Source organism: Cellulomonas sp. WB94 (assembly GCF_003115775.1).
In the GTDB taxonomy this organism is placed as follows: Bacteria; Actinomycetota; Actinomycetes; order Actinomycetales; family Cellulomonadaceae; genus Cellulomonas_A.
Map to the genome: position 1 here is coordinate 62,013 of NZ_QEES01000007.1, position 25,672 is coordinate 87,684.

The window sequence follows — 25,672 nt, forward strand, 5'->3', positions numbered from 1 at the left end:
TCAGCAGCGTGCGCATGCGGGGTGGTCCGTTCCTCGGAGGAGTGATCGGTGTGGAGGTGCGTGAGCTCAGGCTGCGCCGGACTCGACCGGCCGGCCGGTCTGGCGCCAGTCGTCGACGCCGGCATCAAGGCGTCGCGCCGGGATCCCCGCCGCACGCAGCCGTCGCACGGCCTGGGCGGACAGCACGCAGTACGGACCGCGGCAGTAGGCCACGACCGCGGCGTCGACAGGCAGATCCGCCATCCTGTCCGTCAGGTCTCCCAGCGGGATGCTGACCGCCCCCGGGATGTGCCCCGCGGCGAACTCCTCGGCCGGACGCACGTCGACCACGACCACGTCGCCGCGCGCGGAGCGCTTGACGAGCTCCTCGAGACTCAGGGGCTCGACACCGTCGACCTCACCGAAGAACGCCTGCGCGAGCTGGCGCACTTCCGCGATCCGCGCCTCGGCCGTGTCCCGCAACGCCCGGTAGGCCGCCACGACGCTCGGGTCAGCGATCCGGTACACCACGCGCTGGGCATGACGCGTGGAGGTCACCAGACCGGCGTTGCGCAGGATCTGCAGGTTCCGCGACGTGGCGTTCACCGTCATCGACGCCTGCTGGGCGATGGACTCGACAGACCGCGGCCCCTGCGCCAGCAGATCGACGATCTCCAGGCGCTTCGGGCTCGCGAACGCGCCAGCCACCCGCGCGAACTGCTCGAACACTGCGTCCTTGAACTCGCGGCTCTGCACACGACCACCTCGTTCCCGCATTCCCGTGAATTCGAGATTATCAGGCCCACGACCGCAGGGACCGACCCCCGCGCCGACGGGGCGCTTGGCAACGAGCGGTCGCCGCCCGTCATCTCGAAGGTCGACACAGCTCTGAGCGTGAGGTCTGGCCCCGAGCGTCCACGGGGCAGGTCACGCACTCGCAGGTCAGCGGCTCGCGGCCATCAAGAGCTGGCTGAGGACGACCACCTGGCCGTTTCGCCCTCCAGGCCGGCGGTGTTGTCGTCCTCAGCGCAGGGTGAACGGCGGGTAGGTGTCGGTGACGAGCAGGAAGGCGTAGGCCTGCACGCGCAGCCCCCACCGGGCCACGCCGACGGTGTAGTCGAACAGGGCCTTCGGGTAGCGCCCGGTGAACAGGATCGCGAACCAGGCGATCACCCACACGAAGAGCGCACCGACCCACAGGAACACGAGCACGACGTAGTGGGGGACGGCGAGCAGCCACTTGACCAGCGGTAGCCAGCGGCTGAGGTCTGGCTCGACGTCGGGGTAGTCGATCTCCAGGTGCACCGACTGCGCCTCGACCGTGGAGGGGTAGGTGTCGGTGAGCAGGAACAGGTAGGCACCGACTCGCGTACCGAAGCGCGCGAACTCCCGCGCGAAGTCGAACCACCATCGCGGGTAGCGGCGGCGGAACACGATCATCAGCACCGTGGCCGCGAACAGCCCACCGGCGACGCCGCCGCCGCTGCGGGTAGTGGTGGTGATCACGTTGTCGCCGGTGATCGTGGTGACGGTCTCGTTGACCGACGCGCTCAGGGCCGACGAGACGATGGCGATCGGGATGATCGCAATGAGTCGGAAGAACGACGTGAACCGGTCAAGCTTCTGGGGGTAGTCGATGTCCAGGTGGGCCGGGTAGGGCTGCTCCGATGCGACCGTCGCGTGCCTCCTGCTGGTGGACGACCTGCGCTGTCGGCGGGAACCGGGCGCCTGGCCGTTGTCATCGAGCGTTCTCGGTTCCCGCACCAACGTCAACAAGGCCAGCGGGCCGGCGCCAGATGACGGGAAGCCGTGAGCAGGTCAAGAGCTCCTCGCGCCTTCCATCGATGGCGTCACGCGGCCGACGGTGGAGTCCGGATGTGAGGACGTGAGGGTGGCGTCCCGTGAGGTGGTGTAGTTCTCGATCTTCTTCGTCGTGGTGACCACGACGGAGAAGGCCATCGTGCGATGGTCGGTGAGACCGGACTAGGGAACTCACGGAAGGACATCGCACGATGGCTATGGACCAGTCTGCCCTGCTCGACCTGCTCGCCGCATTGAAGGACACCGACGTCAGCGACCGGATCCGGACCGCGACCGAGCACCTGTATCAAGAGCTGATCGACGCCGAGGCGACCGCGGTGATCGGCGCCGGCCCCTGGCAGCGCACGCAGGCCCGCACGGCGTTGCGCAACGGGTCGCGGGACCGGGTGTTGACGACCACGGCCGGGGACCTGGACCTGCGGATCCCCAAGCTGCGCACCGGGTCGTTCTTCCCGTCCTTGCTCGAGCGGCGCCGCCGGGTCGACCAGGCACTGTTCGCGGTCGTGATGGAGGCCTACCTGCACGGGGTCAGCACCAGGAAGGTCGACGACCTGGTCAGGGCCCTGGGGGCCGACACCGGGATCTCCAAGAGTGAGGTCTCCCGGATCTGCGCGGGCCTGGACGAGGAGGTCTCGGCGTTCCGTGACCGGTCCCTGGCCGACGCGGGGTTCCCCTACGTGTTCCTGGACGCGACGTACTGCAAGGCCAGGGTCGGGCGCCGGGTGGTGTCCCAGGCCGTGGTCATCGCCACCGGGGTCCGCGCCGACGGGCACCGTGAGGTCCTCGGCTTCGACGTCGGAGACTCCGAGAACGGCGCCTTCTGGACCAGCTTCCTGCGCTCGCTCAAGGCCCGCGGGCTGGGCGGTGTGGCGCTGGTCATCTCCGACGCCCACGAGGGCCTGAAGACCGCGATCGCCTCGGTCCTGCTCGGCTCGTCCTGGCAACGCTGCCGGGTCCACTTCACCCGCAACGTCCTCGACGCGGTGTCCAAGACGAACGCCGAGATGGTCGCCGCCGCGATCCGCACGATCTTCGCCCAACCCGACGCCGCCCACGTCGCCGAGCAGTTCGAAGTCATCGCGACCATGCTGACCCGCTCCCACCCGAAGGTCGGGCACATGCTCACCGACGCCCGCGAGGACCTGCTCGCCTTCACCGCGTTCCCCGCCAGCCACTGGAAGAAGATCTGGTCGACCAACCCCCTGGAACGACTGAACAAGGAGGTCAAACGCCGCACCGACGTCGTGGGGGTCTTCCCCAACCCCGCCGCCCTGCTGCGCCTGGCCGGCGCCGTCCTGGTCGAGGCCCACGACGAATGGGCCGCCACCGACCGCCGCTACCTATCCGAGAACTCCATGGCCCAACTCGCCACCATGACCCTGACGACCCAGGAGGTGGACCACACCGAACTCCTCACGGCATGATCTGAGCACTGACCCGCACGGTGTCGAGAAACTCCACCACTCAGCGGGACGTCACCGACGTGAGGCGACTGGAGTGATGACTGAGTCTGCGCGTGGCGAGGCGCTCGAATGCCCAGCCCGATGAGGCGGCTGACCCCCCGACTGCCGCCACGATGGTTCATCGAGTTCTGCTGGAAGGCGCACCGGTCGCTCGTCAGGCTCCCGGCTCGCACGGCGGCCGGCCGGCGTGAGTACGCCGCGCTTGGTGGAGTCCGCTCCCCCTCGGGCCGCCCGACGGCGGATCGCCCGGGTGGCGGGTGCATCGGCACCGGCGGTGTCAGGGCTCGTTGAGGGCGCCCACCTGATGACCTGGGTCAGCAGCGTGGGGGTGTACTTTAGCCACCGCAACCACTTGCAGAGAGTTACAGCAATTCTGTCCTCGTTCCGTCGCTTCCCGGATCCCATCCGTCCCATGGGTCGCATCGTGCGACCCGACCGAGCCTGGCCCTGGAGCAACCACCCTTTCCCATGGAGTGCGGCTTGCCGACCCGACCCCAGCGAAGGAGCTTCATCGTGCGCGCAGCCATCTCCCCCAGACGTCGGACCAGGGCTCCCGGCCTGCTACGAGCCGTTCGACGTTCGCTGTTCGACCGGGCTGGGAGTGCCCCGTACACCCTGGCCGACCTGGGAATCCCGGAGAGCTACGTCGATGCGCACGGGCATGTCCGGAACCCGCCGGCGGCAACGCTCGTTGCGGTCGCTTCGGCGATCGGCGCAGGCCCTAGGGCGGCCGAGCCGTTGGTCTGCACCCCCGGTCAGGCGCGCCCCGACCTCGACGGCAGCCTCTTCGATCTCACGGGGGCTGACGTGCCCGGGCCCGCTGGCATCGGGCCGGAGCCGGGGTACTACCACCTGCGCACGCCGGACGGCCGGCGCCGTCTGGTGATCAGCGCACCGGAACGCTTGCCGCAGCCGGTCCGGGGCTGGGGTTGGTCGGTGCAGCTGTATGCGGCACGCTCCCGGGACTCCTGGGGCATCGGTGACTTCGCTGGCCTCGCAACGATCACTCGGGCGGCAAGGGCCGCCGGGGCCACCTCAGTCCTGATCTCCCCCGTGCACGCCGCCGCACCCGTCCCCGCGCAGCAGGCGTCCCCGTACTCGCCCGCGTCCCGGCAGTGGCTCCAGCTGCTCCACATCGCCATGGCAGACGTCCCCGGCGCCGGCGAGGTCGACCTCGCCGACCTCGAGCTGGCCGGGCGCGAGCTCAACGCCGAGCGACTCATCGACCGCGACGCCGTGTGGAAGTTGAAGCGTTCGGCCCTCGAGCGCATCTGGTCGGCCACCAGGTGGACGCTGCCCGTCGAGCACGAGGTCTGGACAGCAGAGCACGGGCAGAACCTCACCCGATTCGCCACCTGGTGCGTGCTGGCCGAGACCTATGGCACGGGGAACTGGCGGGAGTGGCCGTCCGAGTTCCACTCCCCCGCGGGCGCGCTCGACTTCGCAGCCGAGCACACCGACCGGGTTGCCTTCTACGCGTGGGCTCAATGGGTCGCCGACACCCAGCTTGCTGCGGCCTGCCGAGCCGGCGCCGGCGTCGTGGTGGACATCGCCGTCGGGTTCGACTCCTGCAGCGCGGACGCGTGGGACAGCCAGGACGAGGTCTGCTTCGACTTCGAGGTCGGCTGCCCGCCGGACCGGCACAACGTCGACGGCCAGAAATGGGGGCTTCCCCCCTTCAACCCGCTGGCCCTCGTCGCCGCAGACTTCGCTCCATTCATCAAGATGGTCCGCTCCGCGCTGCGCCACGCGGACGCGCTGCGCATCGACCACGTCATGCAGCTGTGGCGCCTCTTCTGGGTACCGGCGGGCGAGGGGGCAGGTCAGGGTGCCTATGTGCACTACCCGACCGAGGCGATGCTCGCGATCGTGCGCCTCGAGGCCAGCCGAGTCGGCGCGTGGGTCGTCGGGGAAGACATGGGAACGGTGGCCGACGAGGTCCGCGACACGATGGCCCGGGACGGAATGCTCGGCTACCGGGCCGCGCTGCGCCTGCCGGTCGATCAGTTCCCGGAGGCCGCCATGGGTGCGTCCTCCACGCACGACCAGGCCACGATTGCCGGCACCCTGACCGGGTCGGACACGAACGACCTGCGCGCCATCGGCAAGGCCGCGAACTTCGAGCAGCTCGAGCAGGCGCGGCGCGAGCTGGCCGCCGCCGCGGGCGTCGACCCCGACGGTCCTATCGGACCCGAGGAGATCAGGCGTGCGGTCCTCGCCCAATACACCCGCTTGGCTGCCTGCAAGGCCCGGGTGGTGCTGGCCTCCCTCGACGACGTCGGCGCGGTCGCCGAACGACCGAACATGCCCGGAACGGTCACCGCCTGGCCGAACTGGTGCCTGAGCCTGCCGCGGCCGGTCGAGGACATCCTGCGCGAGCCCCTTGCGCAGGAGCTGGCACAGGTCTTGGGTACGCGCGCCTGACCGGGGACCTGGGCCCGCATCGGCACGTAGGCCCGGAGCGGCCTCCTCGCGGCTCCGGGCTCCACCGCCGCTGACGCCGGCTGCGGGTCGGCACGACCTCGTCGGCCCTCGTCGTGAACGACTCAGATGGAGGTGCCGCGGCGATCGTGCTCGAGGGCGGTGTCTGTCGCGAGCTGCTCGACATGGGCGCACGCCGCCGGCAGGTCCCACGTCGCACCCTCAGCGAGCGCGCGTACCCAGGCCGGCTCGTCGAGCGCGGCCCGGGTGGCCGCTCGGTAGCCCTCGCCGTCCATCGGGTCCATGCGGAAGGGTCGTAGCCGATACGCTGGGACAGGCGTCCCACAGCCCCGAGGATCCGGGCACCGTCCTCGGCGCGGCCCGCGGCGGTCGCGGCCCCCGCGGCCACGAGGAGTCCGGCCAGGCTCCCCGTGCGGTCCCCGTCGGTGCTGGCCGCCGTGACCATGCGGGCGACGCTCGCGAGGGCGCGGGTGCCCTCCCCGGCGTCGACGTGCACCTTGGCGCGCACCCAGCGCGTGCTCGCGAGGGCCCACCGGTGTCCCAGCGCCTGGGCGCGCTCCTCGGCGATGGTCAGGAGCGCCAGGGCCTGGTCGCGGTCCCCGGTGGCGCGAGCGAACTGGCCCTGCGCCATCGCGATCTCCGCCTGGATCCAGGCGCTGCCATGCTCGTCGGCCGCCTCGCGACCGCGGGCCAGGTCCGCCGCGACCTCGTCGCCTGCCTCCCCGCGCAGCGCGCGGACGAACCCACGGAGCACCAGGCCGAGGGCGAGGCTCGGGTCGCCGGCCTCCTCGGCCGCGGGCACCAGCCGCTCGACGTCCGAGGTGACGGCGGCGACGTCGCCCATCAGGTACGCCAGAAGCGCATGCGCCAGCAGGACGCGGCTGAGCAGGGCAGGCTCGTCGGGCGGCAGTGCCGCCACCGCCGCGCTCAGCGCCGCGCGACCCTCGTCGACGTGGCCGCGCTGGTACCACCACCAGCCGACGGACGCAGCGATGCGGGCGGCCGTGCGACCGTCCCCGCGCGCGAGCGCGTGCGCCAGGGCGGCCCGGATGTTCTGCTGCTCCGCGTCGAGCCGTGCCCAGCCTGCCTCCTGCCCGGTCCCGCGCAGCAGAGGCTCGAGCCGTTCGACAAGATCGGCGACGACCCTCGCCTGGCGGTCCCGGTCCGCCAGGAGCGCCGCGGGCTCCTGCTCGTGCTCGACTGGCGCAGCGTCTCCAGCATCCGGTACCGCCCACGCTCGCGCTCCAGGACGACCAGGGACTGGGAGACGAGAGCGCGCAGCGCGCTCAGCGCCTGGCCGGAGGAGGAGCCGGCCACCGCGTCGACGGTGTCGGTGGCGAACCCGCCAGGGAAGGCGGCCAGCTGCTCGAAGAGTCGACGCTCGGCGTCGTCGAGGAGGTCCACGCTCCAGCGCACGGTCTGCACCAGCGTGCGCTGGTGGGGCGCGGCGCTGCGGCGCCCCTCGGTGAGCAGCTCGAACGGGTCCTCGACCCGGCGTGCGACCTCCGTCAGCGGCAGGGCTCGCAGGCACGCGGCAGCCAGCTCGATGGCCAGGGGCAGCCCGTCGAGACGGGTGCAGACGTGGTGGACCAGGCGACTTGTGCCGATGTCGTCGGACACGGGCGCTCCGACGAGTCGCGCTCGGTCGCGGAACAGGAGGACCGCGTCGTCGTCCAGCTCCCCCACCGGCAGGGGGCCGCACGGCAGGACCGCCTCCCCGTCCAGGCCCACGGGTTGCCGTGACGTGGCCAGCACGACGAGGTGCGGGCAGCTGGCCAGGACCTGCGCGCACCAGGCCGCGACGTCGTCGACCAGGTGCTCGCCGTTGTCGAGGATCACGGTGACCGCGCGGTCCTGCACCGCGGTGACCACGGCGTCGACGGGCCCCGCGCCGGTCAGGCTGACGTCCAGCACGTCGGCCACCTGCGCGCCGACCAGCGCGCCGTCCTGGATCCCCGCCAGCTCCACGACGGCCACCTCGCCCGGTACGAGCCCGCGCCGCAGGGCCTCGCAGACGAGCCGCGTCTTGCCCGAGCCGCCCGGGCCCACCACCGTGACCAGCCGGTGCGCCCGCAGCGCCGCTGCCAAGAAGTCCAGGTCCTCCTCCCGGCCGACGAACGTGGTCAGCGCGGGCCCGAGGCTCGGCGGTGACGGCGCGGGCGGTGACGAGCGACGCGGCTGCTCGGCGACCGAGCCCGTCGGCCGCCGGCTGGGCAGCAGGCCCGGGTCGTGCCGCAGCACGCGCGCCTGCAGCTCGCGCAGCTCTGGTCCAGGGTCGACGCCCAGCTCGTCGGCGTGCAGCAGCCGGACGTTCTCGATGACCGAGAGCGCCTCCGCCTGTCGCCCGGCGGCGTACAGCGCCCGGACCTGGGCCGCCCGCACCCCCTCGTCGAGCGGCTCGGCCTGCACCACCGGCAACAACCGCTCCACCGCCTCGTCGGGCCTCCCCAGCCGCAGCACCAGGTCCGCCGCGAGCTCGGCGGCGGTTCGGCGTCGGCGCTCGAGACGCATGGCCTCCTCGCGCGCGAAGGGGCGCTCGACGTCGGCATAGGCGGCGCCGTGCCAGAGCGCGAGGGCGCCATCCAGAAGGCTGACGGCGCCCGTGAGGTCCTCGGCGGACCGCGCCACCTTGGCCTCGGCGAGCGCGCGCTCGAACCTGCGGGCGTCGACGGCCTCGTCGGGCAGCGCGAGCAGATAGCCCGGTGACCGGGTGAGCAGCAGCTGCCAGGCCCCGTCGACCACACCGGGCTCGAGGATCCGCCGCAGCCGCGAGACGGCGGGCAGCAGCGCGGCGGGCCCGACGTCCTCACCCCAGACCCGCATCGCGAGCAGGTCCGCCGGCACCACGTGGCCGAGGTTCAGCACCAGGGCCGCCAGGGCGGAACGAAGGCGTGGGGGCACGACGAGATCGTCCGGCGTGCCACCGACCCGCACCCGGACCGGGCCCAGGGCCCGGACACCGATGCCCTCCATCACGCCCGAGGCTACGGGGCGACGGGGGCGATCGCCAGGGTGCGAGGCCTCAGGACGCCAGCCGGTTCCCCCCGGTGGAACGCCGCAAGCCCGTCGGCAAGGTCGCTGCAACCGGCTCGCAACGGCATCGTCCGAAGGTGGCGTCACTGATCCACCCCAGCCCCACCGCACCGAGGGAGATAGTCGATGTCCGTGCACGACACCCAGCAGCGCCTCGCCCACCCGCACCCCACGGACGAGCGTCGCGACCGGCCCCACCCGGAGCCGCGCTGGGACCAGCTGGCCGCCCACCTCACCGGGCACGTGGTCCTGCCCGACGACCCGGGCTACGACGCCCTGGTCGGATCCTTCAACCTGACCCAGCACCCGCACCCGGCGGCCGTCGTCCAGGCGGCCGATGCCGACGACGTGGTCGCGGCCGTCCGCTTCGCCGGCCGGCACGGCATCGAGATCGCGCCGCAGGCCACCGGTCACGGCGCGACGGACGCCCTGGACGGCGCGTTGCTGATCCACACCGGCCTCCTGCAGGAGCTGCAGATCCACGCCGAGGGGTGGGCGCGCATCGGCGCCGGGGTCCGGTGGCAGCAGGTGCTGGAGGCCGCCGCACCGCTCGACCTCATGGGCCTGGCTGGCTCGTCACCCACCGTCGGCGTGGTCGGCTACGTCACCGGTGGCGGCCTGTCACCGCGTGGCCCACGCCTACGGTTTCGCCGCGGACCGCGTGCGCGCCCTCGACCTCGTGACCGCCGACGGGGTGCTGCGCCGGGTGACCCCCGAGCTCGAGCCGGACCTGTTCTGGGCCGTGCGCGGCGGTAAGGGCAGCGTCGGGATCGTCACGGCCGTTGACCTGGACCTGCTGAACGGCGCCCACGTCTACGGCGGGGCGGTCTGGTTCGACGGCACCGACGCCGGAGCCGTGCTGCGCACGTGGCGCACCTGGGGAGAGCAGCTCCCGACGGCGCGACGACCTCGATCGTGTTCATGCGACTTCCGGAGGCGCCCTTCGTGCCACCGCCCCTCGCCGGGAAGCTCACGGTGAGCGTCCGCTTCACCTGGCACGGCGACGCCCAGCGCGGGGCGCAGCTGCTGGCCCCGCTGCGCGCGTGCGCCCCGGCGATCATCGACACCGTAGATCTTATCCCGTCCACGGCGCTCGGCCAGGTGCACAGCGACCCGACGGACCCGATGCCGTTGCTCGAGGACCACGTCCTGCTCGAGGAGCTGACCCACGACACCGTTGAGACGCTGCTGGGGCAGGTGGCAGCCTCGCCGGCGCTCGCGATGGTCGAGGTACGCAGGCTCGGGGGTGCGCTCGCGTGGCACCCGCGGCACGCGAGCGCGATCAGCCACCGCGACGCTCCGTTCAGCCTGTTCGCGGCCGGCCTCGCGATCCCGCCTCTCGCGGAACTCGTCCCGGCGCAGCTGGCGGCTGTCATGACGGCCGTGCAGCCGTGGTCCCGAGGCCGCACGCTGGTCAACTTCGCGCCGCTGACCCGGCCGGAGCGGGTCACCTCGGCCTACGACCCGGCGACGATGGCCCGCCTGCGCCGGGTCGCGGCGCACCACGACCCGCACGGGATCCTGCGGGCCCGCCGGTTCCTGGACGCCTGAGCGTCGGGGCAGGACGAGGCGTCGGCGACGAGCCGCGGCGGGCGCGTGTCAGGACGACAGCGCCCGCCGCGCCTCGCGCTGCTGCGCCTCGCACCGCCGCGCCTGCACTGTTGCGAGAGCTCGGCGAGGTCAGCGGTCTCGGCGGCTACCGCCTCTGCTCAAGGCAGCTCCCCGCCGAGCCGCGTTGCTCAGGCCTGCACGGCGTCGACGTCGTCCGGGTCCCGACCAGGGACGACGACCGTCTGCACGACGGCGGCGACGGCGGAGGGATTCAGCGTCTCGTCGCCGACCAGTGCGTGGATCTCCGCTGACTTCCGGGTCAGTCGTCGACGCGCTGAAGCGAGCTCGGCGAGTCCTTCGGGACCGACGCGCGCACAGCCCGAGAGATCCACCACGACCCCGTGCTCGGCGCTCGCGCGCGCGCACGCCGACCGCAGGGCGCCGCCGAACGCCGGTGCGGTCGCGAGGTCGACGTCGCCCGTGACGACGATGCGGACGACGTCGGCGTCCATCTGCAGGGTGACCTCGATGGGCCGTCGGGCCTCGTCGCGGATCGCGGGGCGCGCGGTGCTCGCCGGTCCGTTGCGCGCGAGGTCGAGGAACTTCTCGTCGAAGAGGTCCTTCATGGCGGTCGGCAACGCGTGGGCGCTGCTCAACGAGTCGACGATCTCGCTCGCGACGGTACGAAGCTTGACGTTGGTCTGCTGGGAGTACAGCTTCAGGAGGTTGAAGGCGGTCGACTCGTCGGTCCCGTAGACCAGCTCGAGCGCACCCTTGGCCTGGTCGATGATGCTGCGCGACTCGAGGGCCTCAGTCAGGATGGACGTCACCGCGTCAGCGCTCGCTCGGGCATGGCGGGCGGTCAGATCGAGCATCGAGGCGTACATGCAGCTGTCGGACGACGACCAGTCCACGGTGAGCGCCACCCAGTGCTCGTCACCACGGGCGTCGATCAGCCTGTACTGCTCGGCCGCGTAGGACAGCTCGCTGTCGTCGGCGACCAGCACCGCCGCCAGCCGGTCCCGGTCGGCGGCGTGGCAGTGGGCGAGCATCACCTCGGCCGTGGGCACGACCTCGCCCGGCGCGAAGCCGTGCATGGCGTACACGCTGTCCGACCAGGTCCAGACGTCCCCCTGGGCGCGAACGGTGCCCAGCGGGATCTCGGCGTCGTGTGCTCCGGGCCGGTCGTGCAGGTCATCTGGTGTGTGGATCATGGAATCCCCCGAACGAGCTGCCGCTACCTCGACCCGAACCGCCGCGCGCACCTCTGCTGTCAGCGCGACCGACCCGAGCCGGTGCCACCGCCTAGTTCTGCCCTCGTGCGGGGCCTCCTTGCCCCAGGGTCCATCATGCGGCCGACGCGACCCCGTGTCGACACAGACGCTCTGTCCGACGACGAGCGCTCGTCATCGCTCACCGTGCCCTGCGCGGCCGTCGTTGGTCCCTGGGGATCTCGTGGTCCTGCGCCACGGCCGACCGGAGTCGCCGGGAGTGCCGGAGAGGTCCAGGTGTCGGCTCACCACAGCCGACGCGACCGCCGTGAGCTCGCTCGAGGACGTGTAGGCGTGCGCCCGGAGCAGCGCGAGCGCGTCCGCCGGCGGGATGCCGAGCTGGGCGACCACCATCCCGATCGCCTGATGGACGACAGCCCGATCTGACCATGCAGCCAGCGAGGCGGGGACCTCTGTCCGGGCATCCTCCAGCAGGGCGGCACCGACGGCGTCGGCGACCGCCTGGGCCTCGCTCAGCCCGCGACGTAGTCCGCCCGACGCCCGGTACAGGGTCAGGACGCCGATCGTCGTGCCGTTCGGCTGCATCGGGAGTGCCCAGATGGTGACGTTGCCCGCGAGGTTCTCGGCCATGGCGTCGAACACGGCGTACGGGCCGGGCGCGGCGGCGCCGACGCGAACCACGACGGGCCGTCCCGAGTCGAACGCCTCCCGGCTGGGTCCTTCGCCGATGACGTCCTGGACGCTCTCGATGCCTGCTGCCGTCCGGTCCGTCGCCCAGATCGTCACGCTCTCTGGTCGCGACGTGGCCAGCGTGATGGCCGCTCCCCCGGCGCCCAGGATCTCGAGGCATGCTCGGCACAGGCGCTGGGCCAGCGGCTCGCCGCCCGCACCGCGGTCGACGGCGCGCGCCAGCAGCGTCATCACCTCGGCGCTCTCGTCCACCTGCGCTCCTGAACCATCGGAGTGCGTCCCCCGGTTCACCGAGTCACGCCCCTGCGACCAGTCTCCCCCGTGCGCGGGCAGAAGCACCACCGTCCAGGTGCGGGCGTCAGTCTTCTCCCATCGACCGGAAGAGCCGTGCGACATCGTCGTAGGCGGCGAGCAGACCCGGCACCGCGGCGCGCATGCGCGCGTAGACCTCGGAGTGCTCGGGCATGGCAGCGGGCATCGCCGACGAGCTCGCATCCGCGTCGTCGGGCTCGAGGACCCCGACCCCGTCGCCCAGCTCGCTCACGCGGCCGAGGGCGTACAGGCCGAGGGCGGCGGCCCCGAGAGCGGAACCCTCTGCTCCGCCAGTCACGCAGACGGGCCGACCGAGAGCGCCCGCCATGATGTCGCGCCAGAGCGGGGAACGGAACACACCTCCGGTCGCGCGGACGCTCGTCACCGGCTCGATGCGGTCGAGCCGGTCCACGATGGTCGAGAGCTGGAGGGCCACGCCCTCGACGGCAGCCCGCACGAAGTGCCCGCGGGTGTGTGCGTGGCGGATCCCGAGGAAGGCGCCCGTCAGGTCGGGGTCCCACAGCGGGGCGCGTTCGGCGAGAAGGTACGGGAGCATGAGCAGGCCGTCGCTGCCGGGCGGCACGCTCTCGGCCAGCGCGAGCAGAGCGGCGTCTGGCGCCACCCCGCCCGCGTCACCGGCGAGGTCGCGGCCGAAGATGCCGCCGGCCCAGCGCACGACGACGCCACCGTTGCTGACGGCGCCGCCGATGACCCAGTGCTCGTCGGTGAGCGCATAGCAGAACAACCGGCCGTCGGGATCCAGCATCGGTTCGGGCACGACCATCCGCACGGCTCCGCTCGTGCCGAGAGAGAGCCCGACGACGCCGGGCGCCATCGCGTTGGTGCCGAGGTTGCCGAGAGGGCCGTCCGCGGCTCCCACGACAACGGGCAGACCCACGGGCAGTCCCACCCGGTTCGCCACGGTCTTCATGAGGCCGAGCGCAGAGGTTGTCGGCAGGACGGGCGGGAGCTGGTCGGCGGAGATGCCCGCAAGGTCGATCGCTGCAGGGCTCCAGTCGCGCGTCTGCAGGTCGAGCATCCCGGTGCCCGACGCCGACGACAGCTCGGTTGCGAGCGTCCCCGTGAGGGTGACGAGAACGTAGTCCTTCAACCCCACCCAGTACCGCACGGTCGCGCACAGCTGCGGCTCGTGCGCAGAGAACCACATGAGCTTGGTGAGCGGTGACATCGGGTGCACGGGCGTGCCCGAGGTCCGGTAGAGCGCACCAGCCAGGCCGGACTCCCGAAGGCTCCGCGCCTCGTCGCGGGCGCGAGCGTCGGCCCATGTCACCAGCGGTGTCAGAGGACGCAGCTTGGCGTCCAGACCGATCAGGCCGTGCATCGCGGCGCTCACCGAGAGCGCCACGACGCTGGAACCGCCGACGGCATCCACGCACTCCGCCAGCGCACCTTGGACTGCCGCTGCGATCGCCTGGGGGTCCTGCACCTGCCAGCCCGGAGCCGGCTGCACGAGCGGGTACTCCCGGATGGCGGTGTGGCGCCACGGCGAGCCGAGCCCGAAGGCCACGACCTTGGCGGCTGTCGTGCCGACGTCGAGCCCGATGATCACCTCGGCCGGCGGGTGCACCCCGGCCGTCTGAGCGCTCATGACTGCGCTGCCGCGGGTGTCGCCAAGGACCGTGCGTGCTCGAGCACCGCCGCCCGCACGCGCTCGTCCGCGGCCAGGTCCACGCCGAGGAAGCCGAGCACCTTGTCCACCGACTCCTCGAGGGTTCCGTCGCCGAGTCGCCTCACCTCCTCGGCCCGCGCGTCGTGGACGGGAGCGCCGTGGCCGCGCAGGTGACCCACCCAGGCCGCGACCGCCCGGGTCGCGCCGACGGGCACCCGGCCCGCGGCGAGCTCGGCCCGCAGGGCCGGAACGATCCGGACGGGAATCTTCTGCGAGCCGTCGGCGGCGATCTGGGCGAGCGCGTGCCGGATCCTCGGGTTCTCGAACCGGCGCAGCAGCGCGGCGCGGTACGCCGCCACGTCGGCCTCGGCGAGCGAGAGGTGACGCGACGCCTCGGCCCACCACTCCTCGACCCAGCCACGGCACACCGGGTCGGCGATCGCCTCGGCGACGGTCTCGTGCCCTCGGATCGACCCGGCATAGGCGAGCAACGAGTGGGAGCCGTTGAGGAGCCAGAGCTTGCGCTGCTCGAACGGCATCACGTCGTCCACGAGCCTCGCGCCGGCGGCCTGCCAGTCGGGGCGGCCGTTCGGGAACGCGCCCGCGATGATCCATTCGCTGAACGGTTCGGTCGGCACCGGGGAGGCATCCACGAGGCCCGTCCCGGCGAGGACTGCCGCACGGTGCTCGTCGGTGGTCGCGGGTGTGATCCGGTCGACCATCGTCGTGCCGAACGCCACGTGATCGGCGACCCACCCCGCCAGGCTCCGATCGACGAGGTCCACGAGGTCCGCCACGACCGCAGCGAGCGCGGGGCCGTTCCCCGGGAGGTTGTCGCACGGCAGGATCGCGAGCGGTCCGGCGCCCGCGGCGCGCCGCGCCAGCAGCCCGGACACGATGCGCCCTGGCGTCGTCCGTGCTGGAGCCGTCGGGTCGGCGCCGAGCGCCTCCACGTCCGCTCGGACGTCCGGGTTGGAGGTGTCGAGGCGGCCGGTGGGAGAGCGCAGGTAGCCCGCCTCGGTCACGGTGAGCGTGACGACGGCGAGGTCGGGAGAGGTCCAGCAGGCGAGCCACGCGTCGTGATCGGCCCCGTCGTGCACCGCCGAGATGCTGGACACCACGTCGAACCGGTCACCGTCGGCGCCGCGCGTGATCAGCGTGTAGAGCCCGCCCTGCGGGTCGAGCGCGTCGACCATCGCGGGTGACCGGCCGGTGAACGCCGCGATCCCCCACTCGGACGCGTCGGGCGCGTTGTCGGTGTACCAGGCCTGGTGCGCCCGGAAGAAGTTCCCGAGACCGACGTGGAGGATGCGCACGGGGGCGGCCGCCCGGCCGTGCCCCGCCGAGCGGGACAGACGCGGCGGCGCAGCAGGGGTGAGGGTCGGGTCGTTCACAGCTTGAACGCCTCTCGGGGGCAGGCGACGACGAGGTCATGTGCGGTGTCCATCGCCTCGTCCATCGTCAGTCGGTGGTCGACGACCATCTGTGCGAGGAAGCCGGAGTCCATCCGTCGGCTCATGTCGTGACGCGCAGGGATGGACAGGAAGGCACGCGTGTCGTCGATGAAGCCCGACGTCCGAGTGAACCCGGCGGTCTCGGTCACGGCCCTGCGATAGCGGTTCATCGCCTCGGGAGCGTCGATGAACCACCACGGAGCGCCCACGTAGACGGACGGGTAGAAGCCCGCCAGCGGTGCGAGCTCCCGCGAGTAGACCGTCTCGTCGATGGTGAAGAAGATCACCTGGAAGTTCGGCGACGTGCCGAACGCCGAGAGCATCGGCTGCACCGCGCTCGCGAACTCGACGGCGAGCGGGATGTCGGCGCCGACGTCCGCACCGTACGCGTCGAAGGTGGGGGCATGGTGATTGCGGTAGAGCGCCGGATGGAGCGTCATGACCAGGCCGTCATCGGCGGCCATCCGAGCCTGCTGGAACATGAAGCTCCGGCGCAGCGTTGCGCCCTGCTCAAGGCTGATGGTGCCCGCGCGAGCCGCTGCGTACAGGCGCTCGGCCTCGGCGTCGTCGAGCGGCTCGACCCGCGCGTCGCGGTGCGAGTGGTCGGTGGAGACGGCACCGTGAGCCTTGAAGAAGGCGCGACGGTTCTCCATCGCGGCGACCCAGCCGGCGAAGGTGCCGGTGTCGACGCCGGAGACCTCGGCGAGGTGGTCGACCAGAGAGTTCCAGGCCGGCGTGGCTGGCTCGAGGTACTTGTCCGGGCGGAAGGTGGGCGCCACCCGGCCCGTCCAGGTGGGGTCGTCAGCCAGCTTGACGTGATACCGGAGGTCGTCGCAGGGATCGTCGGTGGTCGCGATGAGCTCGATGTCGAACCGCTCGTAGAGCGCGCGGGGCGTGAACTCCGGGGTCGCGATCGTGGCGGCGATCGAGTCGTAGATGGCGTCGGCCGTCTCGGCAGACGGCACGAGGTCGATGCCGAAGATGTCCACGAGCTCGGACTCGAACCAGAACTTCACCGGAGTCCCGCGGTAGGCCTTCCAGTGCGCGCACAGGATGCGGAACGCGTTGCGCGACTGCTCCGGGGTGAGACCGGCACCGCCCACACCGACGTCGGGCAGCGACACGCCACGCGCGTGCAGCAACCGGTGCACGTAGTGGTCAGGCGTGATGAGCAACGAGGTCGGGTCCTCGAACCGGACGTCGTCCGCGAGCCACACCGGTGGGACGTGCCCATGCGGGGAGATGATGGGAAGGTCACGGACGGCCGCGTACAGCTCCCGCCCGACGTCTCTCGTCGCCGGGTCGCCAGGGAGCAGGCGGTCGGGATGGAGCTCGAGGATGGCCATGAGCCCCATGGTGTCGGCGTCGCCGGGCACTGGCAATCGGTTGCCAGGAGTTGCCGCGAGACCTTGCCGCAGTGACCCTCGGGAGGCAAGGTGGGCCCATGACCGACACCCGTGAGCTCGTCACCGCCCAGGCGCTCCAGGCCGCTCGCATCGGCGGCCCGGACAGCGTCCTGACCACCGAGGAGGTGCGCGCGTTCATCCTCGAGTCTCTCGGCGACACCGACTTCGACGGACGCAGCGTGTGCCTCGTCGTCCCTGACGGGACCCGGAGCTGCCCGCTCCCGTTCCTCCTGGGCTGCGTGCACGAGGCGCTGGTCGGGCGGGTCAGCAGGCTCACCGTCCTCATCGCGCTGGGGACGCACGTCGCCATGACCGAGGAGGCGCTGGCCAAGCACCTGGGCTACCAGGACGACGGCCTCGAAGCCACCTACCCGGGCATGACCGTGCTCAACCACGAGTGGTGGAAGCCCGAGACCTTCGTCTCCCTCGGCGCAATCAGTGCCGAGCGGGTCAGCGAGCTCAGCGGAGGGCTGCTGTCGATCTCCGCCGACGTCGCCTTGAACAAGGTGATCGTGGAGCACGACGTCGCACTTGTCGTCGGCCCCGTGTTCCCGCACGAGGTCGTGGGCTTCTCGGGTGGCAACAAGTACTTCTTCCCCGGCATCGCGGGTCCGGAGATCATCGATCTCACGCACTGGGTCGGTGCGCTCATCACGAGCGCCGAGATCATCGGGACCCGCGGGATCACACCGGTGCGGGCTCTGATCAACGAGGCCGCCACGATGATCCCGAGCGAGAAGCTCGCGCTGTGCGTCGTCGCGCAGTCCGGCACGTCGTCCCTGCATGCGGCGACGTTCGGATCGACCGAGGCCGCGTGGGCCTCCGCCGCCGAGGTCTCCGCGCAGACCCACGTCCGCTACCTGGATGCGCCCGTCAAGCGCGTCGTGTCCCTGATCCCGACCAAGTACGACGACATCTGGACCGCGGCCAAGGGCTTCTACAAGCTCGAGCCTGTCGTGGCCGACGGTGGCGAGGTGATCATCTACGCCCCGCACATCTCCGAGATCTCCGTGGTCCACCAGGAGATCTATGAGATCGGATACCACTGCCGCGACTACTTCGTGAAGCAGTGGGACAAGTTCAAGGACATGCACTGGGGCGTCCTGGCGCACAGCACCCATCTTCGCGGTGCTGGGACCTACGACGAGGTCCACGGTGAGCGGTGCCGCCTGACCGTCACCCTGGTCACCGCCATCCCCGAAGAGAAGGTGCGTCGGGCGAACCTCGGCTACATCGCGCCGGCAGACTTCGACCTCGCGGCCTACGAGGCGGACCCGGACACGTTCGTCGTGCCCAACGCGGGCGAGGTGCTCTTCCGGCTGCACTGAGCGGTCGAGCCGCGGACCACCAGCCGGACGGGCAGCACGAACGCGTGCCCCGTCTCGGCCTGGGCTCCGTTCAGCACCGCCAGGAGGTCGCGAACGCCGGTCGCACCCATCTCGCGCAGCGGAGCCGCCACCGTCGTCAGCGCCGGCCTGACCAGTCGGGACATGAGGGTGTCGTCGAACCCGATCACGCTGACATCCTCCGGCACCCGGAGTCCGGCCCGTTCGAGCCCCCGGATGACGCCGATCGCCATCGGGTCGTTGTAGGCGATCACAGCGGTCGTCGGATACGCGGCCAGCTCCCCCGCAGCCTTCAGACCGCCGGCGAAGGTGGGCGCGAAGGGCCCGATCCGTCGCGTGACCAGGTCCAGCTCATGACCGGCCTCCCGCAGCGCGCGCCACCGCATGCCATCCGCCCACGATGCATCGGGGCCCGCGACATAGGTGATGGTGTCGTGGGCGAGACCACCCAGGTGCTCGACCGCGCGGCGCATCCCCCGGAGGCTGTCGGTGACGACGCTCGGCACCCCCGTCAGCTCCCGGTTGAGCACGACCATCGGCTTCTGCTTCGCAATCGTCCGTAGGGCCGAGTCGGACATGCGCGAGCTGCCGATGACGATGCCATCGACGACCGGGAGCAGTCGCTCGAGCGTCTCGCGCTCGAGCGTGTCCGACTCCTGGGCGTCGACGAGCAGGATGACGTAGCCGGCCTCCTGGGCTGCGAGCTGCGTCCACCGAACCAGCTCGGCGTAGAACGGGTTCGTGATGTCCGAGATCATCACCGCGAGCATGCGCGTGCGCGACGTGGACAGCGCACGGGCGATCGGGTTCGCGCGATAACCGAGGTCCTCGGCCACCGCTCGGATACGTGCGGCGGTGTCCGCGTTGACCCGACCCGGCCGGGCGAAAGCCCGCGACACCGTCGAGGTCGCCACTCCCGCCACGCGCGCGACGTCGTAGATCGTCGGCGCGGGTCTGCGGGGGAACTCGCGGGTCATCCTCGATGCTAACGACGCAAGACAACTCCTGGCAACCGCTTGCATCGGGGCACGCACGCTCGGCAGATTGACGTACGACAGCGGCGCCGCGACGGCAGCCGGACCCGCCGACGAGAGGAATCCCCGTGCTCCGCCCCCAGGACACCCCCACCCGCGAACGCAAGTCGCTCAACGGGATCTGGAGCTTCCGCCTCGACGCGGAGGGCGCAGGTCGGTCTGAGAGGTGGTGGAACGCCCCACTCGACGCGGCACGTGCGATGCCCGTGCCTGCCAGCTACAACGACATCGTCCCGGACGCCACCGTCCACGACCACGTGGGCGACGCCTGGTACCAGACCAGCGTCCGCGTGCCGCGCGGCTGGGCCGGCCAGCGGATCGTGCTGCGGTTCGACTCCGCCACGCACCGGGCCACCGTCTGGGTCGGTGAGACCGAGGTCATGAGCCACGAGGGCGGCTACACGCCGTTCGAGGCTGACGTCACCGCGTTCGCGATCCCCGGTGAGGAGATCCGCATCACCGCAGTCGTCAACAACGAGCTCACCTGGCAGTCCGTGCCGCCCGGCTTCGTCTACGACACCCCGGAGGGCAGGCGCCAGCAGTACTACCACGACTTCTTCAACTACGCGGGCCTGCACCGCTCCGTCTGGCTGTACGCGACCCCGGACGTTCACGTCTCGGACGTGACCGTGGTGACCGGTCTCGACGGGTCGACGGGAACGGTCGCCTACGCGGTCGAGACGGTCGGGGCCGAGGGCAGCTCCGTTCGCGTCCGCCTGGCCGACGGCGACGGAACCCAGGTCGCGGCGGCGAGCGGCGCGACCGGCACCCTCGCGGTCGCGGACGTCCACCCGTGGGCGCCGGGCGACGGCTACCTCTACGACCTCGTCGTCGAGGTCCTCGACGACGACACGGTCGTCGACTCCTACTCCCTGCCCGTCGGCATCCGGACGGTCGAGGTGCGCGGCACCCAGTTCCTCATCAACTCTCGCCCGTTCTACTTCACCGGTTTCGGCAAGCACGAGGACGCCGCGGTGCGCGGCAAGGCGCACGACGACGCCCTGCTCGTGCACGACTTCGAGCTGATGGAGTGGATCGGGGCGAACTCGTTCCGCACCTCGCACTACCCGTACGCCGAAGAGGTCTACGACTACGCAGACCGCCGAGGCATCGTCATCATCGACGAGACGGCAGCGGTCGGGATGAACACCGGCCTGGCCGGCGGGATCTTCGGCGGGCAGGGCTACACCACGTTCTCGCCGGACACCGTCAACGACGCGACCCGTGAGGTGCACGCCCAGGCCATCCGCGAGCTCGTCGCGCGGGACAAGAATCATCCGAGCGTCGTCATCTGGAGCATCGCGAACGAACCCGAGTCGGACACCCCGGCCGCGCGGGACTACTTCGAGCCGCTCTTCGCGCTGACGCGTGAGCTCGACCCGACCCGTCCTGTCGGATTCGTCAACGTCATGCTCGCCCCGCACGGGAAGTGCCTCGTGAGCCAGTTCGCTGACGTCCTGATGCTCAACCGGTACTACGGCTGGTACGTCAACACGGGTGAGCTCGACAGTGCCGAGCGTGAGTGGCGCACGGAGCTCGAGGCCTGGGCCACGGACGGCAAGCCGATCATCATCACCGAGTACGGCGCGGACACCATGGCGGGCGTGCACACCGTCGTGTCCCAGCCGTGGAGCGAGGAGTACCAGGTCGACTACCTCGCGATGAATCACCGTGTGTTCGACAGCGTCGACGCCGTGGTCGGCGAACAGGTGTGGAACTTCGCCGACTTCGCCACCAAGCCGGGCGTCTTCCGCGTCGACGGGAACAAGAAGGGTGTCTTCACGCGCGACAGGCGTCCGAAGTCCGCCGCGTTCGAGCTGCGCAGGCGCTGGACGACGTCCCGCTGACGCCCCGGGGAGGGGTCGAGCCACACTCCCCCAGGCAACTCGCGGCAACCACCGAGCAACAGGTGGCAACCGATTGCCACCGTTTCCGGCCGCATGTCTCAATGAATACATCGGAGCCCGTGCAGTCCCGGCCTCCAGCCTCGATCCTCAAAGGAGAGCAACTGATGGCAGTCCTCGTCCCGGTCGCCCCGCTGGCGACCATCCCGAAGAAGCTGGGCGTGCGCCAGTACTCCGGCTACGCCGCGGGAGACGCAGCCAACAACCTCGCCTTCTCGATGGCGTCGTCATTCCTGCTGCTCTACTACACCAACGTCGTCGGACTCAGCGCGGCGGCGATCGGGACGATGTTCCTTCTCATCCGGTTCTGGGACGCGCTCGCGGACCTCTTCGCGGGCCGCGCGGTCGACGCCAAGAAGCCCGGTCGGCTGGGCAAGTTCCGGCCGTTCATCGTGTGGTTCGCGGTGCCGCTCCTGCTGTCGAGCATGGCGATCTTCTCCGCGCACACGTTCTTCCCCGGCATGAGCGACACGCAGGCGCTCGTCTACGCCTACGTGAGCTACGCGGTGATGGGCACCCTGTACAGCCTCGTCAACATCCCGTACGGCTCCATCGCCCCGGCGATGACCCAGGTCCCGACCGAGCGCGCCAAGCTCGCCAGCTGGCGCGTCTGGGGCTCGAACATCACCATCCTCATGCTCTCCTTCGTCGTCGCCCCGCAGATCAAGAAGTTCGTGGGCGACCCGGAAGGCCTGCAGCGCTCACTGTTCGTCACCACCGCGATCTTCGTCGTCGTCGGCGCTGCGCTCTACCTCTACACCGTGACCTCGATCAAGGAGCAGGTCCAGCGCGACGTCGGCGCACCCACCTTGAGGCAGAGCTTCGGAACGCTGGGGAAGAACAAGCCACTGATGTGGTTGTGCGCCGGGAGTCTCGCGTTCCTGACCGGTCTCACGGCGCTGAGCACGCTGGCGGCCTACTACGCGATCTACGTGCTCAAGGACGCTCAGTACATCGCCTGGAACGCCGTCGCGCAGGCTGTGGGCACGTTCCTCATCGCGTCGTTCATCCCGAAGATCGTCCGCAGCTTCGGGAAGCGCAACGGATACATCGCTCTGGGTCTCGTCGGCGTCGTCGCCGGCGCCGGCCTCGCGTACTCCCCGCCCGTGACGCCGATGCTGGCCGTCCTCAGCTTCTTCCTCCTGGGGATCGGCATGGGCGGCGTGAACACCATGATGTGGGCCCTCGAGGCCGACACGGTCGAGTACGGGGAGTGGAAGACCGGGATCCGCACCGAAGGCACGACCTACGCGCTGTTCTCCTTCACCCGCAAGATGGGCCAGGCCCTGGGCGGTGCCGCCGGTGCCTTCGCCCTCGGCGTGGTCGCCTTTGACTCGCTCGCCGCGAAGGCCGGCACGCCGCAGTCACCCGACACGGTCCAGGGCATCCAGCTCGCCTCCGGCCTGCTCACCGCCGGATTCATCCTGCTCTCGCTGCTGATCATGTTCTTCTACCCGCTCACGGACAAGGTCTTCCGCCAGATCGTCGGCGAGATCCGCGCCCGCCGCGCCGAGCGTGAGGGCGCCGAGGTCATCAAGCCGGCAACCGAGGCGTGAGCCTCTCCCCGCTCGTCCCGCACCACCATCAACCACCACGAGGAGCGCTCGAGATGTCTACGCCCAACCCGTCGGTCAGCACACGTGGAACGGCTCAGATCGGTGTGACGGGTCTGGCGGTGATGGGTCGTAACTTGGCGCGGAATCTGGCGCGGCACGGGTATGTGACGGCGGTGCACAACAGGTCGTTCGCGAAGACGGCGTCGTTGGTCGCAGACCACGGTGGGGAGGGCGCGTTCGTGGCGTCGGAGTCGATGGCGGACTTCGTGGCCTCGTTGGAGCGGCCGCGCAAGGTGATCGTCATGGTCAAGGCCGGGGGGCCCACGGATGCGGTGATCGGTGAGCTGGTCGCGTTGCTCGACGAGGGTGACATCGTGATCGATGCGGGCAACGCGCACTTCCCGGACACGGTCCGCCGGGAGCGGGAGCTCAAGGCCCATGGCCTGCACTTCGTGGGGTCGGGGGTCTCGGGTGGTGAGGAGGGTGCGCTGCTGGGCCCGTCGATCATGCCTGGGGGGTCGCCCGAGTCCTACGCGGTCCTGGGCCCGATCTTGGAGGACATCGCGGCGAAGGTCGACGGGGTGCCGTGCTGCACGTATGTGGGGCCCGACGGTGCCGGGCACTTCGTGAAGATGGTGCACAACGGCATCGAGTACGCCGACATGCAGCTCATCGCCGAGGCGTACGACCTGCTGCGCCAGGGCCTGGGCGCCTCGGCGGCGCAGATCGCGGAGATCTTCCGGGACTGGAACGGTGGTGAGCTGGAGTCGTTCCTGATCGAGATCACCGCCGACGTGCTGGCGCACACCGACGCCGAGACCGGGCAGGCGTTCGTGGACGTGGTCCTGGATCAGGCCGAGCAGAAGGGCACGGGGCGTTGGACGGTGCAGAACGCCCTGGACCTGGGGGTGCCGATCACCGGGATCGCGGAGGCGACGTTCGCCCGGGCCCTGTCCGGGTCGGTGCCCCAGCGCGCGGCGGGGGTGCGGGCGCTGGAGGGTCATGCCGGGACGTGGGACGTGACCGACCGGGACGCGTTCATCGAGGACGTGCGCCTGGCGCTGCTGGCCTCGAAGGTCGTGGCCTACTCCCAGGGCTTCGACCAGATCGCGGCCGCGTCGGCGCAGTTCGGGTGGGCCATCGACCGCGGGGCGATGGCCCGGATCTGGCGTGGGGGCTGCATCATCCGGGCCCGGTTCCTCAACCGGATCACCGAGGCGTACGAGCGTGACAGCGGCCTGGCCCTGCTGCTCGCGGACGAGTACTTCGTCGAGACGGTCGGCAAGGGCGTCGGGGCGTGGCGCCGGACCGTCTCCCAGGCGGCGCTCAACGGGGTGCCCACCCCGGCGTTCTCCTCCTCCCTCGCCTACTACGACGGTGTGCGCGCCGACCGGCTGCCCGCCAACCTCATCCAGGCCCAACGCGACTTCTTCGGCGCCCACACCTACCGGCGCACCGACCGCGGCGGCACCTTCCACACCGACTGGACCGGCAACCGGACCGAGTCCCCCGCATGAACGGGCGCGCACCCGGCGTAACGGCCCTTCCGGCGTCGGTTCGCCTCGAGGCCGGCGAAGGGGGCCTCACCCGCGTGGTCGTGTCGGGTCGCGCAGCGTCGGCCGAGATCTACCTGCAGGGGGCGCACGTCACCTCGTGGGTGCCCTCCGGTCAGGACCCCGTGCTCTGGATGAGCGCAGCCGGTCAGTTCGGTGCCGGTCTGGCGCTGCGGGGTGGGGTGCCGGTCTGCTTCCCGTGGTTCGGTCCGGCGCCGTCGGCGGGGGGCGGTCCGCTGCACGGCTTCGCGCGCATCTCGGACTGGACCCTCCTCGAGGCGGTCGAGAAGGGCGACGACGTCATGCTGCGGTTCCTGCTCGAGGACACCGAGGCTTCGCGCGCATCAGTCTGGCCGCACGCGTTCGAGGCGCGCTACGAGATCACCGTCGGCGCCGAGCTCCTGCTGCGGCTCACGGTGACCAACACGGGCACCGTGCCCATCACCTTCGAGGAGGCGTTCCACACCTACCTCGGTGTGGGCGACGTCCAGAAGGTGACGATCGACGGGCTCGGCGACATGCCGTACGTCGACAGGCTCGGCGGGGACCACGAGGAGCCGCCGGCGGGAGAGTCGCTGCAGATCACGGCCGAGACCGACCGTGTGTACGCGCAGCCCGGCAGGATCGTGGTCCGCGATCCTGCCGGTGGCTGCGATCTGACGGTCGCCACGACCGGCTCGGCCAACGCCGTGGTCTGGAACCCGGGCGCCGCCAAGGCGGTCGCGATGGGTGACTTCGGGGACGAGGAGTGGCGCGAGATGGTGTGCGTCGAGACGTGCAACGTGCGCGAGCGCGCCGTCACGCTCGGCGCGGGCGCCGAACGCACGATGGCTGCCGCGGTCTCGGCAACGTCAACCGCACCGCGGGGCACTGGGCCGCAGCGCGGCGAACCGGTACGTCAGCTGGCGTAGGCGCCCGACGCGACCTCGTCGTAGATCCGGAAGTCCGGCCGGAAGAGGACCTTGCCGATCGGGCCGGCCTCGAGCATGATCCGGAGGGCCGCGACGACCGCCTCCGCCTGGGCCGCGTCATCCACCTCGTAGTGCAGGGCGACATAGTGGTCGTCGTCGAGCGGCCGGAAGATGCGGTAGCTGCGCACCCCGAGCGTCGCGCGGCTGGTGCGATCCTCCTCCCAGAGCGACTTGAACGCGTCGTAGTCGACGACAGGGAACTCGATCACGATGACGGTCATGCGACAGCTCCTGGGTCCGGGTGCCTCCTGGTGCGGAGGTCCTTCACCTGCCATCTTGGGCAGGAGCCAGGATG

Annotated in this window: 21 protein-coding genes; 9 read left to right on the top strand and 12 right to left on the bottom strand. The window is 71.0% G+C overall.

The annotated features are described in order from the left end of the window. Positions 1–66: 66 nt before the first annotated feature. From DDP54_RS17490 to DDP54_RS18295, 3 genes are all read right to left on the bottom strand, one after another. Positions 67–735: a metalloregulator ArsR/SmtB family transcription factor gene (locus DDP54_RS17490; RefSeq protein ID WP_197711482.1), complete on the bottom strand. Its 669-nt coding sequence runs from the start codon at positions 733–735 to the stop codon at positions 67–69. Positions 736–1,002: 267 nt separating this feature from the next. Next, complete coding sequence (locus DDP54_RS18775) at positions 1,003–1,743, bottom strand: DUF4389 domain-containing protein (RefSeq protein ID WP_242448582.1); 741 nt, start codon at positions 1,741–1,743, stop codon at positions 1,003–1,005. Between the two features lie 54 nt (positions 1,744–1,797). After that, a complete protein-coding gene (locus DDP54_RS18295) occupies positions 1,798–1,938 on the bottom strand; it encodes a hypothetical protein (protein ID WP_158274569.1) in 141 nt (46 codons plus the stop codon). 53 nt (positions 1,939–1,991) lie between these two features. On the opposite strand from DDP54_RS18295, the gene DDP54_RS17500 reads away from it, so the two are divergent. Together DDP54_RS17500 and malQ are read left to right on the top strand one after the other, a co-directional pair. Then, a complete protein-coding gene (locus DDP54_RS17500; protein ID WP_109130386.1) occupies positions 1,992–3,224 on the top strand; it encodes an IS256 family transposase in 1,233 nt (410 codons plus the stop codon). Positions 3,225–4,070: 846 nt separating this feature from the next. Beyond that, positions 4,071–5,687: a 4-alpha-glucanotransferase gene (gene malQ / locus DDP54_RS17505; protein ID WP_158274570.1), complete on the top strand. Its 1,617-nt coding sequence runs from the start codon at positions 4,071–4,073 to the stop codon at positions 5,685–5,687. 122 nt (positions 5,688–5,809) lie between these two features. On the opposite strand, the gene DDP54_RS18030 is transcribed toward malQ, so the two are convergent. Then, positions 5,810–5,989, bottom strand: a complete 180-nt coding sequence (locus DDP54_RS18030; protein ID WP_146192471.1) for a hypothetical protein — start codon at positions 5,987–5,989, stop codon at positions 5,810–5,812. A 643-nt stretch (positions 5,990–6,632) separates the two neighbouring features. Then, positions 6,633–8,678: a BTAD domain-containing putative transcriptional regulator gene (locus tag DDP54_RS17510; protein ID WP_109133268.1), complete on the bottom strand. Its 2,046-nt coding sequence runs from the start codon at positions 8,676–8,678 to the stop codon at positions 6,633–6,635. A 186-nt stretch (positions 8,679–8,864) separates the two neighbouring features. Between DDP54_RS17510 and DDP54_RS17515 the strand changes: the two genes are divergently transcribed. Together DDP54_RS17515 and DDP54_RS17520 are read left to right on the top strand one after the other, a co-directional pair. Beyond that, positions 8,865–9,494: an FAD-binding protein gene (locus DDP54_RS17515; protein WP_109133269.1), complete on the top strand. Its 630-nt coding sequence runs from the start codon at positions 8,865–8,867 to the stop codon at positions 9,492–9,494. A 189-nt stretch (positions 9,495–9,683) separates the two neighbouring features. Continuing rightward, positions 9,684–10,289 (top strand): hypothetical protein, encoded by a 606-nt coding sequence (locus DDP54_RS17520; protein WP_158274571.1) that lies wholly within the window; start codon positions 9,684–9,686, stop codon positions 10,287–10,289. 188 nt (positions 10,290–10,477) lie between these two features. Here the strand turns inward: DDP54_RS17520 and DDP54_RS17525 are convergent, their stop codons facing one another. The 5 genes from DDP54_RS17525 to uxaC form a co-directional block, all read right to left on the bottom strand. Continuing rightward, the gene (locus DDP54_RS17525; RefSeq protein WP_109133271.1) at positions 10,478–11,503 is read right to left on the bottom strand and encodes an ANTAR domain-containing protein; all 1,026 of its coding nucleotides are present in this window, start codon (positions 11,501–11,503) and stop codon (positions 10,478–10,480) included. A gap of 192 nt (positions 11,504–11,695) precedes the next feature. After that, a complete protein-coding gene (locus tag DDP54_RS17530) occupies positions 11,696–12,463 on the bottom strand; it encodes a GAF and ANTAR domain-containing protein (RefSeq protein ID WP_158274572.1) in 768 nt (255 codons plus the stop codon). A 106-nt stretch (positions 12,464–12,569) separates the two neighbouring features. Beyond that, positions 12,570–14,132, bottom strand: a complete 1,563-nt coding sequence (locus tag DDP54_RS17535; RefSeq protein ID WP_109133273.1) for a gluconokinase — start codon at positions 14,130–14,132, stop codon at positions 12,570–12,572. After that, entirely contained in the window at positions 14,129–15,547 is a 1,419-nt protein-coding gene (locus tag DDP54_RS17540) for a mannitol dehydrogenase family protein (protein WP_109133274.1), read from the bottom strand. The genes DDP54_RS17535 and DDP54_RS17540 overlap by 4 nt, the downstream gene beginning before the upstream one ends. After that, positions 15,544–16,953 (bottom strand): glucuronate isomerase, encoded by a 1,410-nt coding sequence (gene uxaC, locus DDP54_RS17545; protein ID WP_109133344.1) that lies wholly within the window; start codon positions 16,951–16,953, stop codon positions 15,544–15,546. Before uxaC ends, DDP54_RS17540 begins: the two co-directional genes overlap by 4 nt. A gap of 98 nt (positions 16,954–17,051) precedes the next feature. Between uxaC and DDP54_RS17550 the strand changes: the two genes are divergently transcribed. Continuing rightward, positions 17,052–18,341: a lactate racemase domain-containing protein gene (locus DDP54_RS17550; RefSeq protein WP_109133275.1), complete on the top strand. Its 1,290-nt coding sequence runs from the start codon at positions 17,052–17,054 to the stop codon at positions 18,339–18,341. Here the strand turns inward: DDP54_RS17550 and DDP54_RS17555 are convergent. After that, on the bottom strand, positions 18,275–19,336 hold the full coding sequence (locus tag DDP54_RS17555; protein WP_109133276.1) for a LacI family DNA-binding transcriptional regulator: 1,062 nt from the start codon (positions 19,334–19,336) through the stop codon (positions 18,275–18,277). The two genes, DDP54_RS17550 and DDP54_RS17555, sit on opposite strands and share 67 nt — an antisense overlap. A 125-nt stretch (positions 19,337–19,461) precedes the next feature. Here DDP54_RS17555 and uidA point away from each other — a divergent pair, with 125 nt between their 5' ends. The 4 genes from uidA (at position 19,462) to DDP54_RS17575 (ending at position 25,317) form a co-directional block, all read left to right on the top strand. Beyond that, on the top strand, positions 19,462–21,240 hold the full coding sequence (uidA, locus tag DDP54_RS17560; protein ID WP_109133277.1) for a beta-glucuronidase: 1,779 nt from the start codon (positions 19,462–19,464) through the stop codon (positions 21,238–21,240). A 164-nt stretch (positions 21,241–21,404) separates the two neighbouring features. Continuing rightward, a complete protein-coding gene (locus tag DDP54_RS17565) occupies positions 21,405–22,853 on the top strand; it encodes a glycoside-pentoside-hexuronide (GPH):cation symporter (protein WP_158274573.1) in 1,449 nt (482 codons plus the stop codon). A 53-nt stretch (positions 22,854–22,906) separates the two neighbouring features. Continuing rightward, positions 22,907–24,370 (top strand): NADP-dependent phosphogluconate dehydrogenase, encoded by a 1,464-nt coding sequence (gndA, locus tag DDP54_RS17570; protein WP_109133279.1) that lies wholly within the window; start codon positions 22,907–22,909, stop codon positions 24,368–24,370. An 80-nt stretch (positions 24,371–24,450) separates the two neighbouring features. Then, entirely contained in the window at positions 24,451–25,317 is an 867-nt protein-coding gene (locus DDP54_RS17575; RefSeq protein WP_158274574.1) for a D-hexose-6-phosphate mutarotase, read from the top strand. Here DDP54_RS17575 and DDP54_RS17580 read toward each other — a convergent pair. Beyond that, entirely contained in the window at positions 25,305–25,598 is a 294-nt protein-coding gene (locus DDP54_RS17580) for a hypothetical protein (protein WP_109133281.1), read from the bottom strand. The genes DDP54_RS17575 and DDP54_RS17580 overlap by 13 nt on opposite strands. Positions 25,599–25,672: the final 74 nt, after the last annotated feature.